Raw genomic sequence first — 13143 nt, 5'->3', positions numbered from 1 at the left:
TCTATATAATTAAATATCCGTTATGTTCAATTTGGAGAATACGGATTAATATGTACAAAAACATTTTGTACGTTATCTTGTTTCATAAGTGTTTCTTTTACATGTTTTCCAATGCGGTGACCTTCTTCTACAGTGATATATGGATCTACAGATATTTTAATATCAACAATAACATAATGGCCATGTTCCCTTGCATATAAAGAGCCGATTTTTTTCACACCTTCCACTTGAAAAACTGCCTCCCTAAGCGGAACGACATCTTCTTCATGCAGAACATGATCGAGCGTTGCATGAATAGCTTCTGATCCAATACTCCACGCCATCTTAGCAACGAGAATTGAAACAAATAATCCCGCAATTGGATCGGCATATACAAGCCAATCCATACCTAACTTACCGCCGATAATAGCTGCACAAATGCCGATTAAAGCTGCAATTGAAGAAAACACATCCGAACGATGTTCATATGCATTTGCAATAATTGCATCACTATTTATTCTCTTCCCTAATCGATATTTATACTGAAACATCCCTTCTTTCACTACAATCGAAAGAATAACTGCAAAAATCGTAATTCCTTTTGGTGGTTCTAAATCTTGTGAAAAAGCTTTTATAGACGAAATCGCTATCTCTATTCCAACAATAAATAATAATACCGCAACAATAATCGCTGAAATCGATTCCGCTTTACCATGACCATACGGATGATCTTCATCAGGCGGTTGCTTTGCTGCTCGTAATCCAAAAAGTACAGCTAACGAGCCAATTACATCTGATCCAGAATGCACCGCATCCGCTAAAAGTGCCTTACTGTTTCCAATATAACCAATTACCGCTTTTACAATCGCTAATATAATATTACCAACGATTCCGACAATAGCACCAAACTCGGCCTGTTTAAAACGTTCATCTTTTTCCATAATTAAAATCCCTTCTTTTCTTAACCTCTCTTTTTATCCCGCTTTAACGAGCAGTAAGAATCCCGCTGATTAAAGTTTCACTTCATTGTAACAAAAATAAAGATAATATCACCACTTTTTTCCATTTATCTCCCCTTAAAAAGGCGCTACTTTATTGTGTCCGCAAACGAAAAAGAGATGCCTCATATAGAGACATCATCTTTTTATATGTTTTATTTTTTATACTTGTGGTTCAGATACTTCTTTCTCAACCTTCTTCTTGTTTTTGCCCTTTTTCAAACGGCGGTTTTCAAGCATTAACCAAATTTGAGAAGCAACGAAAATAGAAGAGTACGTACCTACAACTAATCCAATTAATAATGCAAGTGAGAAGTTACGCAGTGATTCACTACCAAAAATAAGTAGTGCGATTACTGGGAATAACACTGTTAACACGGTATTAATTGAACGACCAATTGTTTGACGAATACTTGCGTTTACGATTTCTTCTAGGTCTTTTATGTCGCGAACTCTTTTTTTCTGTTTGTATAACTCACGGTTTCTATCAAACGTAACAATCGAGTCATTGATAGAGTAACCAATAATCGTTAATACCGCAGCGATAAACGTTAAGTCTACCTCTATCTGGAAAAGACTAAACATAACAATCATAACGAATGCATCATGTAATAATGCGATTACTGCAGATACTGCGTACGTAAGACGGAAACGAATACTTACGTATAAAACGATTACTGCAGAAGCAATTAATACTGCGATAAATGCATTTCGTGCAATCTCTTTACCGATTGTCGGTGAAACTGTACTTACATTCGGATCTGTACCGTATTTATCGTGGAAGAATGTTTTTGTTTTCGCAATTTCATCTTTTGATAGAACACCTACTGTACGAACTGCGAAACCTTTATTATCATCTCCAGTCGGTACAATATCTTCTTCCTTCACATCGATGTTCAATTCTTTCAAATCTTTATGAACATTAGAAACAGTAGTTGCTTGTTTTGATTGCAAGTCGATACGTGTACCACTTGCAAAGTCAATACCAAGATTCATTTTGAAAATCGGTAATATAATTGCCCCAGCAATTACGACTGCAATTGAGAATAAGAAGAATTTATGACCGATATTTACGAAGTTAATACGATCAAACCTCGTCGGTGGATGTACTACACCTTTTGTTAATGGAATAATATCCTTTTCCTTAACACCAAAGTAAGATAGTTTCTTATCAAAGTAACGGCTCTTTACAAGTAAACCTAGTAAGAAACGAGTACCGAATACGTTCGTAATGAAACCAACTAAAATACTTACGATTAAACTTGTTGCGAATCCTTTCACAGAGCTATTACCGTAAGCGAATAATACACCAGCTGCTGCAATTGTTGTAATGTTCGCATCTAAAATTGTCGCTAATGAACGATGGTTACCAGCACGGAATGCTGACATCATCGACTTACCAATTTTAAGCTCTTCCTTCAATCTCTCGTACGTAATGATATTCGCATCAACTGCGATACCAACCCCGAGCACTAATGCCGCAATACCTGGTAACGTAAGAACTGCATGCATCCAGTTAAAGACAAGTAATGTAACGAAAATGTATAAACCTAACATAATAACCGCTACAAGTCCTGGTAAACGGTAGAATACAAGCATGAATAAGAAGATAATAGCAATACCGATCGCACTAGCGAAAATCGTTTGCTCTAATGCTTGTTGACCAAATTTCGCTCCAACAGATGTTGAATACATTTCTTTTAAATCAACAGGAAGTGCACCTGCATTTAATAAAGATGAAAGTTCTTTCGCACTTTCAACTGTAAAGTTTCCACCTACGATAGATACTTCAGCTTGGTTAAATACTTGGTTTACTGTTGCTGCTGATAAAAACTTTGGATTCGGTTTTGCAGATTCTGCTTTATATGAATCTTTTCCTTCTTCAAAATCAAGCCAAATTACCATTAAATTCGTTGGTGGTGGCATTTTTGAAATCTTTTCAGTTACTTCACGGAATTTTTCAGCGCTTTTTAGTGTAAGACCTACGCTCGCACGGCCTTGCTCATCAAATGTTTGCTTCGCTCCGCCGCCTTTTAAATCCGTTCCGTCCATAAGCAGGTTATCATCCACATCACGGAATGTTAGTTTCGCTTGTGTTGATAACATTTCACGTGCTTTTTGCTGATCTTGTACACCAGCAAGCTGTACACGAATTCGATCTTCCCCTTCGATTTGAATGTTCGGCTCACTTACACCAAGAACATTGACACGATTTTCAAGAGCACCTACTGTACTTACAAGTGCATCACGATCGATTTTATCACCTTTTTTGGCTGGTTTTACTTCATACAGAATTTCAAAACCACCGCGAAGGTCTAGTCCTAGACTAATTCCTTTTGCTATGTCTTTTCCTGCCGCACCAATTACTCCACCAATTAATAAAACGATGAGGAAAAAGGCGGCAATTCTTGTACCACGCTTTGCCATATGTACCCTCTTTCTGCTACTAACACTTTCAATAAATCTCTTACGATTCACTTTTGCACGTGTGCATACGCCTAGTTAGTAGACTTACTTTCTATAAAATACATGTATTTTTGCTAGTTCATCACTAGCTGTGTCGGTAAGCTTTTCACAATACCTACACTTTCATTATTTATTTTTTCTCTTCACTACCTCCTTTATATATAATCTTAGACATAATTAATTCCTCTTTATCAATACCTATCATTATACTGCAAAAGGAAGAACAAACCAATTGCAGTCGGTTATTTATTTTCATATTCATCAAACGACCAAAGTGGCGCTTGATATGCTTCTACAGTTAAATAAGTCATATATTCATTAGCACTTACTCTTAATACATCATTTACTAACTCATATAACCTAACATCACTGTCTATCTTTTTCCACTTTTTCACCTTGAGAAACTTCCAAATATCATTATCTGTCACTCTGTCATAACCAAACATGTGAAACTCTTCTACTTTACTTTCTAAAACGACTTGTAACTGTCCGCGGTATGATTCTACCAAAGCCTCTTTATCCACCATATATAACATCTCCTTCTTATTTCAGCACGAAAAGTCGCTTTTAATCCCGCTCTAATGGACAGTAATAACTTCTTTCAAGAGTACCATTCATACTTCACTCTCTTAAATGCTTGTCATTCTTGTCTCATACGTGCATATAAATTATTGTAAATCATTCCATTGATTTTGAGAAGGTAGGAGAAGAGTATGACGAGACAAAGCTTTTTAAAAGGTGCATTTATTTTAATGATAGCCGGCTTTATTACAAAAATCCTTGGATTTATTAACCGCATTGTAATGGCACGTATTTTAGGAGAAGAAGGCGTTGGCCTTTATATGATGGCTGTCCCCACCTTCATTTTAGCAATAACATTAACACAAATTGGCCTTCCTGTTGCAATCGCAAAATTTGTAGCAGAAGCGGAAGCAGTGAACGATAAGCAAAGAGTTAAAAAAATATTAACTGTCTCGCTAGCCGTTACATCCATTATTAGTATCATTTTAACAATTGGGATTATGCTACTCACACCTATTTTAGCAAAAACATTATTAACAGATGAAAGAACTTACTATCCATTAATGGCTATTTTACCTGTCGTCCCTGTTATTGCAGTTTCTTCCGTTTTACGTGGTTATTTCCAAGGGAAACAAAATATGAAGCCGAGCGCTTATGCTCAAGTCATAGAACAAGTTGTCCGCATTACAATTATCGCTGTATGCATTCAGTTATTTTTACCTTACGGCGTAGAATATGCTGCAGCCGGTGCCATGCTATCAGCTGTTCTGGGCGAAGTTGCATCTTTATTATTTTTACTTACTTTATTCCAACGCGAAAAACATTTATCTATACGCTCTGGATTTTTCACTACTGTAAAGGAGAGCAAAAATACGTTTTATTCCCTTATGGACATTGCTTTACCAACTACAGGAAGCCGTTTAATTGGTTCCGTTTCTTATTTCTTTGAACCTATCGTCGTTATGCAAAGCTTAGCGATCGCCGGCGTTGCTGCATCTGTCGCAACTCAGCAATACGGTATGTTAAACGGATATGCGTTCCCGCTTCTATCACTGCCAGCCTTTATTACATATGCTCTTTCTACAGCACTCGTCCCATCAATTAGCGAGGCAATGGCAAAGAGACAACACAAATTAGTGGAACACCGATTACAACAAGCACTTCGGATCTCCTTAATAACCGGCGGATGGTCAGTCGTTATATTATATGTATTTGCTTCTCCAGTTTTAACTCTCATGTACGGATCAGACAACGCGGTCGCTTTCATCCAGCTTCTTGCACCTTGCTTTTTATTTCATTATTTCCAAAGTCCCCTTACGTCTGTGTTGCAAGCTTTAAACTTAGCACGCGCTGCTATGATGAACACCTTTATTGGCGCTATCGTAAAATTAATCGTTATTTTTGCACTCGCTTCACGCCCAGAGTTCCAAATGATGGGGGTTGCCCTCGCCATCGCAGCGAATATAGTAACCGTAACATTCCTTCACTACGCCACTGTTTTAAAGAAAATTGCATTTACCATCTACGCAAAAGACTATATTTTCGGTGGAATTGCTATCGGGATTGCTGGTACCTTCGGTTTTTATCTTCATAAGCATATTGTTTTTTCTCATTCACTTGGCGTACAAACGTTATGGGAAATCACCTTAACAACAATCGTTTATATCATTCTCCTCTTCGTTTTCAAACTCATTCGAAAAGAAGAATTAAGTCGTCTCCCTATCATTCGTAAACTTTCATTTTTGAAATAAGCGGGCTTGCCATTCAAAATGGTAAGCCTCTAATTTTCTTTCAAATCAACAAAAAATTGTCCATTTTGAAAACTACAATATACAATCTGTTTCACATCTTTATAACCTAAGTTATTCAATTTCTCAATGAGCCACTCATTTGTATGCTCAATCATTTGCAAATGATTAGATTGAATTTCTCCATCAATAATTAGCGGGAGTGTAAAGATTGGTGTATCATTTTTGCTCTTTTTACTTTTTTGTTTTTGAAAGACAGATAACTTTCCAGATGGTTCTAAAATAGCGTATTCTACATCACGTACATCTCCGATTCCTTGCTCACGTAGTTGCATCAATAAATCATCTATGTTATATCGCTGCTTCCGCATCTTTTTTTCATCAATTTTACCCGCATTCACAAGAATCGCAGGCTCTCCTTCTATTAAATGCCGAAAACGCTGGAACTTTAAAGAAATGATCGACAAAATGATTTGTATACACATTAGAAAAATCATTGGAACTAATTGATGCCAAAGTGATTTATCTGTATTTTCAATTGCCACTACAGCCATTTCACCGAGCATAATGAATACAACCAAATCTAATACACTTAATTCTCCAATTTCACGTTTACCCATAAGACGAAAAATAATTAATATGATTGTATACAAAAGCATTGTTCGTCCGATTATTGATACCCATTCCATTTCTGCACCCCCTTTTTTTTACTTATAGGCTCCCCTACAAAAAAGAAACTAGTCTAACTTAAACAAAATGAAAATATGCTTGTATTAAAAAGGGGGAATGCATAATGGATGGAACGAAAAAATTATCGAGCGCAATCGGCTTCGGTATTATTACCCTATTAATCCTCGCCTCTATTACAAGTATGATCATGGCTCTTTTATTAAAATTTACGAATATTAATGAAGGGACATTAGTAATTACTATTTTTATAATAGCCCTTCTATCTATGCTTATGTCTGGATTTATTGCTGGTAAAAAGGCACAAGGAAAAGGTTGGTTAGTAGGTTTCACTACAGGACTCACATTCACTCTTCTCGTCTTTCTCGTTAACTATTTAGGCTTCTCTCAAACTTTATCGAACTCACAGTTACTCTACCAATTAGCATTAATGGGTGCGAGTACACTCGGAGGCATTTTCGGTGTAAATATGTCAAAACAAAACAATTAAAAAAAGGCCCTGCACATTTCATGCAGGGCCTTCATCATTAGTTTTTCACAACTTCACGAATCGCATTACGATCGAAAGTTAAGTGTGAACCACCAGATTTAACAACGATTTTCGTTTCGTCTACTGATTCGATTGTACCGTGTAAACCACCGATTGTTACGATAGCATCACCTTTTGACAACTCATTTTGCATTTGAGCTACTGCTTTTTGACGCTTTTGTTGCGGGCGAATTAATAAGAAATAGAAAATCGCAAACATCGCAACGATCATAATGATATTCATCATACCTGGATTCATCTTTTGTTCCTCCTTTTAAATTATGTATTAGAAGTTTTTAGCATTCGGTTTATTAAAGCCATACTGTTCAAAGAACTCTTCGCGGAAATCGCCAAGACGGTCTTCACGAATAGCTTGTCTCACCTGCTCCATTAAGTTTAACAGAAAATGAAGGTTGTGATAAGACGTTAAACGAATTCCGAACGTTTCATCGCATTTCATTAAGTGACGAATGTACGCACGAGAATAGTTTTTACATGTGTAGCAATCACAGTTCGGATCAAGCGGCCCGAAGTCTCTAGCGAATTTCGCGTTTTTCACAACTAGACGGCCTTCACTTGTCATACATGTACCATTTCGAGCGATACGAGTTGGAAGTACACAGTCAAACATATCAACACCGCGAATCGCACCATCAATTAACGAGTCAGGAGAACCTACACCCATTAAGTAACGTGGTTTATCATCAGGAAGAAGTGGTGTTGTAAACTCAAGAACACGATTCATAATATCCTTCGGTTCACCAACGGATAGACCGCCTATAGCATAGCCAGGGAAGTCCATTGAAACAAGATCTTTCGCACTTTGGCGACGAAGTTCTTCAAACTCCCCGCCCTGCACAATACCGAATAAACCTTGATCTTGTGGACGTTCATGTGCCTTTAGACAACGCTCTGCCCAGCGGCTTGTACGCTCTACAGACTTCTTCATGTATTCAAAAGTAGCAGGGAACGGTGGACACTCATCAAATGCCATCATGATATCTGAACCTAATGCATTTTGGATTTCCATCGCTTTTTCTGGTGATAAGAATAATTTATCTCCGTTTAAGTGGTTACGGAAGTGAACACCTTCCTCTTCGATACGGCGGAAGTCACTTAAACTAAATACTTGGAAACCACCAGAATCTGTTAAAATTGCACGATCCCAGTTCATAAATTTATGCAAACCGCCTGCTTCGCGTACAATTTCATGACCTGGACGTAACCATAAGTGATACGTATTACTTAAGATAATACCCGAATCCATTGCCTTTAATTCTTCTGGTGACATCGTTTTAACTGTTGCAAGTGTACCAACTGGCATAAATGTTGGTGTATCAAATGAACCGTGTGGCGTATGTACTCGACCTAAACGCGCACCCGTTTGTTTACAAGTTTTAATAAATTCATAACGAATTGCTGTCATAATTTACTCCTTTTATTTGTTTCTCATTTTAGCGTGAGATGCAACGAACATCGCATCACCGAAGCTAAAGAAACGATATTTTTCTTTTACTGCTTCATTATAAGCATGAAGTACATTATCTCTATTTGCAAATGCACTTACAAGCATAATTAATGTTGATTTCGGCAAATGGAAGTTTGTAATTAAACCATCAATTGCTTTAAATTCATATCCTGGGTACATAAAAATATCTGTCCAGCCAGAAGCGGCGCAAAGCTTACCACTATAATCTGTCGCAATCGTTTCTAACGTACGAGTTGATGTCGTACCTACTGTAATAATACGTCCGCCATTCTCTTTTACGCGGTTTAATAACGCAGCTGTCTCTTCAGACATATGGTAATACTCTGCGTGCATATGATGCTCTTCAATCGTATCTGCAGAAACTGGTCTAAATGTTCCAAGTCCTACATGGAGTGTAATGAACGCTAACCCAACGCCTTTTTGCTTCAATTTCTCGAGTAACTCTTCTGTAAAGTGAAGTCCAGCTGTCGGTGCTGCTGCTGAACCTATTTCCTTCGCATATACCGTTTGATAACGATCGCGATCTTCTAGCGTTTCTTTAATATATGGAGGAAGTGGCATTTCTCCAAGCTCGTCTAAAATTTCATAAAAGATGCCGTCATATGAAAACTCAAGTTGACGCCCACCTTGATCTGCTGTTCCAATGCAAGTTGCTTTTAACTTTCCTTCACCAAAAGAGATGACAGTTCCTTCTTTTACACGCTTCGCTGGCTTTATAAGCGTTTCCCACTTATCGCCTTCTTCTTGTTTCAAAAGAAGCACTTCAATGTGTGCACCTGTATCTTCTTTCACACCGTGCAAGCGAGCAGGCATAACTTTCGTTTCATTTAAAACTAAGCAATCCCCCTCATGTAAGTAAGAAAGAATGTCCGTAAAATGTTTGTGCTCAATATCTCCTGTTTCACGGTCTAACATCATCAATCTTGATGTTTCACGCTCTTCAAGCGGAATTTGTGCAATGAGCTCTTCTGGTAAATGAAAATCAAACAAATTAATATCCATAACTGTATCCACCTATTTCTTATTTGAATCGATTTATTATATACATAATAAAAGATAATACAATACTTAACACAATACATGTAATGATAGGAAAATAAAAGGTAACGTTACCTTTTTTCACAAAAATATCGCCTGGAAGCCTTCCTATGAACTTCCAAGCTAATCCAGCAACAATGAGCAAAATACCAGCTGTAATAAGCAGCTTTGGCATCTCCGTCATACTTTTGGCATCTCCATTCCGAAATGCTCATATGCGAGCGGCGTTACGATCCGGCCTCTTGGCGTTCTTTGTAAAAAGCCAATTTGTAATAAATACGGCTCATACACATCTTCAATCGTATGCGATTCTTCCCCTATCGTTGCTGAAACAGTTTCTAATCCAACTGGACCACCGCGGAACTTTTCAATAATACCAAGCAGTAATTTATGATCGATATGATCAAGTCCTAATTTATCTACTTGCAATAGTTCTAACGCCATTTGTGTAATTTCCATCGCAATCGTTCCGTCACTGCGAACTTGTGCGAAGTCACGTACACGTCGTAATAGACGATTCGCAATACGAGGTGTACCACGGGCACGTCTTGCAATTTCTAATGCAGCTAACGAATCTATTTCAACTTCAAACACTTCTGCTGTACGTTCTACAATCGCAGAAAGCTGATCTACTGTATAGTACTCTAATCGTGAAAGTACACCAAAACGGTCACGAAGTGGTGCTGATAATGCACCTGCACGCGTCGTTGCCCCAACTAGCGTAAATGGAGGTAAGTCTAGACGTACAGAGCGAGCTGACGGTCCTTTCCCAATAACGATATCAAGGCAAAAGTCTTCCATCGCTGGGTATAACACTTCTTCAATAGATCTATGCAAACGATGAATTTCATCAATAAATAATACATCCCCAGGCTGAAGTGCTGTTAATACAGCCGCTAAATCTCCTGGTCTTTCAATTGCAGGACCTGACGTTGTTCGAATGTTAACACCCATTTCATTGGCAATAATATTCGCAAGCGTCGTTTTACCAAGTCCAGGTGGTCCATATAAAAGTACGTGATCTAACGTTTCTTCACGCATTTTCGCCGCTTCAATAAACACTTCTAAATTATGTTTCGCTTTATCTTGGCCAATATACTGACGGAGCGTCTGTGGCCGTAATGAATACTCTAAATCCGCATCTTCATATCCAGATTCCCCTGAAAGGAGACGTTCGTCCATTATACTCACCTCTTACCATTTAGTAAAAGACTAAGTGCCTTTTTGATATACTGATCCGTTGTAAGTGATTCTTTTAATAGTTCTGGTACAACGCGAGAAACTTCTCTCTCCGCGTAACCAAGTGCTCGTAGTGCTTCAAGCGCCTCATCAAGCTCAGTTGATGAACCTTTCTTCTGATCAAAACTTTCGACATCCGAGAACAGATCAACAAATGCATCTGGCACGACATCTGCTAGTTTTCCTTTTAAGTCTAAAATCATTTGGCGTGCTGTTTTCTTTCCGACACCTGGGAATTTCACTAAAAACTTCTCATCTTCATGTTCAATCGCTTGAACGACCTGTCCTGTTTGACCAGAAGCTAGAATTGCAAGAGCACCTTTTGGCCCAATCCCCGATACACCTAACAATTTTGTAAATAATAAACGCTCTTCACGTGTTTTAAATCCGTAAAGTGCCATAATATCTTCTCTCACATAATGATATGTATAGACACGAATTTCTTGCTTACTTCTTTGAAATACATACGGATTTGGTGTGAAAATTTGATAACCAATTCCATTATGATCAATTACGACATATTCCGGTCCTACATACTCCACGTAACCTGTAACATATTCAAACAAAATACGACCTCTCCCTCTCAAATCATGTATTCCATTTTAACATATTTAACAATAGAAAAGCGAGACTGCCCCAACAAATGTTCCCTGTTTACAATTTCCGTTTTTTTCTATTGACATAAATACAAAAAGAACATTACTATACAGGAGTCAATAATGATTATCAATATTAATTAAAGGGGTTACATCAGGATGAAACAAAAGCTATTTATTTTATTTACTATTATGCTAGTCGTTCTTTCTATTGTTGGCTGTTCTTCTCAAAAAGAAGAATCAAAAGCAAAAGAACAACCGAAAACGAAAGTTGTAAAACACGCTAAAGGGGAAGCTACAATTCCAGTAAATCCAAAGAGAATTGTTGACTTATCTGGATCAACAGAAGAGTTATTACTTCTTGGACACAAACCTGTTGGTACAGCAAACACATATAAAGATAAAATCCAAAACCACTTAACAGACAAACTAGACGGCGTAAAAGCAGTTGGCTGGTACTGGGCACCTAAAGTTGATTTAGAAGCTGTTACTGCTTTAAAACCCGACTTAATTATTTTAAACAATCGTCAATTGAAAATTTACGATCAATTAGAAAAGGTTGCACCAACTGTTGTTCTAGAAACAAATCTAGAAGACTGGCGCGGTAAGTTTAAAGAAGTAGGTAAACTATTTGACGAAGAAAAGAAAGCAGACAAATGGATTGCAGATTACGATAAAAAAGCAGATTCTTTATCTAAAAAAATTAAAGAGAAAACAAAAGATGAGAACTTTATGTTCGTTGCAGTTACACCACAAAACTTCCGTGTATACGGTAGCTTCGGATACGGTGACATCATCTTTAACGACTTAAAGCTTCCAGCAACAAAAGGTACAGATTTAAAACAAACGATGGCACAAGTATCACTAGAAGGTCTTGTTGCATTCCAGCCTGATCAAATGTTTATTGTAAACTTCGGCGGAGAAGCTGATAAAGTATACGAAGACTATAAAAACAGTGCGGTTTGGAAAGATAATAAAGCAGTAAAAAATAATCACGTATATGAAGTATCGAATGAAGTCTTCAATACGAAAGCATTCAATCCAATCGGAAAAGATATGCTAATTGATGAAATCGCAAAAGAGATTTTAGCTAAGAATAAATAAGAAAAAGCAGCTCACCCTGAGCTGCTTTTTTTCTTATTTTGCACTGCATACTGCTTCATTTTTTCGATTGTCTTCACAAAACCTTCTTTTGATTTTATGCGAATACCACGTTTCAATTCCGCACGCTCATAACTTTCAAGCTTTTTCATATCAATTTGAAAGAAGGAATGGATCGCGTTATCACTTTTCGGTACCCCTTTGAAAATTTGCAATATCCCTTCCTCTGAAACACCAAAATAACCGCTCGTTTTCAGTAAAGGAGAAATATCATCAACTTTCCTTTGTAATACGATTTGCACATCATCACGATCAACAAGTTGCCATTCTTTATATTGCTGCAAAAACTTTTCTAAATCCGCTACTTTTTCTGTCAGTATTTCCTCGCTTACTTCTCCATCAACATACATGCGCTCTAATAAAATTGTAACTTGAGGTTCTTTTTCTACTACTTCTGCCCTCACATCGGATCCATAAGCTAAGCAAAACATCATAACGAAAGCTTGCACTGCAATTAGTATCCATTTCATTTCCGTTCACCTCTTCTAGGCAAAATCATACTTTCATTTGTAGTTTTTCCGGAAATGGGGGTTTTATCCATATAAACAATCGCATTAAATTTCTAAGGAAAATAAAAAATGCAGATAAGAATTTATCCTATCTGCATGTATCATTTACTTTTATATAAAATGAAAGACGCCTGCAAAGCAGGCGTCTTGATGCGTTTACGGCGAGAGACCAGGCGACCACA

Annotated in this window: 14 protein-coding genes; 3 read left to right on the top strand and 11 right to left on the bottom strand. The window is 37.4% G+C overall.

Translation table 11 applies throughout. The features are described 5' to 3' along the window. Positions 1-26 precede the first annotated feature (26 nt). The 3 genes from QCI75_RS05215 to QCI75_RS05205 all read right to left on the bottom strand — a co-directional run bounded on the left by QCI75_RS05215 (position 27) and on the right by QCI75_RS05205 (position 3970). A complete protein-coding gene (locus tag QCI75_RS05215; protein WP_144503991.1) occupies positions 27-920 on the bottom strand; it encodes a cation diffusion facilitator family transporter in 894 nt (297 codons plus the stop codon). A gap of 219 nt (positions 921-1139) precedes the next feature. Then, positions 1140-3404 (bottom strand): protein translocase subunit SecDF, encoded by a 2265-nt coding sequence (gene secDF / locus QCI75_RS05210; protein WP_144503989.1) that lies wholly within the window; start codon positions 3402-3404, stop codon positions 1140-1142. 281 nt (positions 3405-3685) lie between these two features. Next, on the bottom strand, positions 3686-3970 hold the full coding sequence (locus QCI75_RS05205) for a post-transcriptional regulator (protein ID WP_144503987.1): 285 nt from the start codon (positions 3968-3970) through the stop codon (positions 3686-3688). 186 nt (positions 3971-4156) lie between these two features. On the opposite strand from QCI75_RS05205, the gene spoVB reads away from it, so the two are divergent. Next, positions 4157-5716 (top strand): stage V sporulation protein B, encoded by a 1560-nt coding sequence (gene spoVB, locus QCI75_RS05200; RefSeq protein WP_144503985.1) that lies wholly within the window; start codon positions 4157-4159, stop codon positions 5714-5716. Positions 5717-5745: 29 nt separating this feature from the next. On the opposite strand, the gene QCI75_RS05195 is transcribed toward spoVB, so the two are convergent. Continuing rightward, positions 5746-6402: a DUF421 domain-containing protein gene (locus tag QCI75_RS05195; protein WP_144503983.1), complete on the bottom strand. Its 657-nt coding sequence runs from the start codon at positions 6400-6402 to the stop codon at positions 5746-5748. A gap of 104 nt (positions 6403-6506) precedes the next feature. Here QCI75_RS05195 and QCI75_RS05190 point away from each other — a divergent pair, with 104 nt between their 5' ends. Then, entirely contained in the window at positions 6507-6890 is a 384-nt protein-coding gene (locus tag QCI75_RS05190) for a TIGR04086 family membrane protein (protein ID WP_098777250.1), read from the top strand. 37 nt (positions 6891-6927) lie between these two features. Here the strand turns inward: QCI75_RS05190 and yajC are convergent, their stop codons facing one another. Genes yajC through ruvA form a run of 6 tightly spaced genes read right to left on the bottom strand, consistent with a single transcriptional unit; the run spans position 6928 to position 11261 of the window. Next, positions 6928-7188, bottom strand: a complete 261-nt coding sequence (yajC, locus tag QCI75_RS05185; protein ID WP_070144971.1) for a preprotein translocase subunit YajC — start codon at positions 7186-7188, stop codon at positions 6928-6930. 27 nt (positions 7189-7215) lie between these two features. Further along, the gene (gene tgt, locus QCI75_RS05180) at positions 7216-8355 is read right to left on the bottom strand and encodes a tRNA guanosine(34) transglycosylase Tgt (RefSeq protein WP_000125368.1); all 1140 of its coding nucleotides are present in this window, start codon (positions 8353-8355) and stop codon (positions 7216-7218) included. 12 nt (positions 8356-8367) lie between these two features. Then, a complete protein-coding gene (queA, locus tag QCI75_RS05175; RefSeq protein WP_353760045.1) occupies positions 8368-9420 on the bottom strand; it encodes a tRNA preQ1(34) S-adenosylmethionine ribosyltransferase-isomerase QueA in 1053 nt (350 codons plus the stop codon). 19 nt (positions 9421-9439) lie between these two features. Then, entirely contained in the window at positions 9440-9640 is a 201-nt protein-coding gene (locus QCI75_RS05170; RefSeq protein WP_002112011.1) for a DUF2905 domain-containing protein, read from the bottom strand. Further along, positions 9637-10638 carry a Holliday junction branch migration DNA helicase RuvB gene (ruvB, locus tag QCI75_RS05165; protein ID WP_000344470.1) on the bottom strand — a complete coding sequence of 334 codons (1002 nt, stop codon included), beginning with the start codon at positions 10636-10638 and terminating at the stop codon, positions 9637-9639. Before ruvB ends, QCI75_RS05170 begins: the two co-directional genes overlap by 4 nt. A 5-nt stretch (positions 10639-10643) precedes the next feature. After that, positions 10644-11261, bottom strand: coding sequence for a Holliday junction DNA helicase RuvA (gene ruvA / locus QCI75_RS05160; RefSeq protein ID WP_002122732.1), 618 nt, complete (start codon positions 11259-11261; stop codon positions 10644-10646). Positions 11262-11450: 189 nt separating this feature from the next. Between ruvA and QCI75_RS05155 the strand changes: the two genes are divergently transcribed. Next, complete coding sequence (locus tag QCI75_RS05155; RefSeq protein ID WP_144503981.1) at positions 11451-12395, top strand: iron-hydroxamate ABC transporter substrate-binding protein; 945 nt, start codon at positions 11451-11453, stop codon at positions 12393-12395. An 11-nt stretch (positions 12396-12406) separates the two neighbouring features. Here QCI75_RS05155 and QCI75_RS05150 read toward each other — a convergent pair whose 3' ends face one another. After that, a complete protein-coding gene (locus QCI75_RS05150; protein WP_353760044.1) occupies positions 12407-12922 on the bottom strand; it encodes a BofC C-terminal domain-containing protein in 516 nt (171 codons plus the stop codon). Positions 12923-13143: the final 221 nt, after the last annotated feature.

It is taken from the genome of Bacillus cereus group sp. RP43 (assembly GCF_040459645.1).
Classification (GTDB): domain Bacteria; phylum Bacillota; class Bacilli; order Bacillales; family Bacillaceae_G; genus Bacillus_A; species Bacillus_A mycoides_C.
Note: the sequence above shows the minus strand (reverse complement) of the source record. Positions and strands in the feature narration are given on the sequence as shown.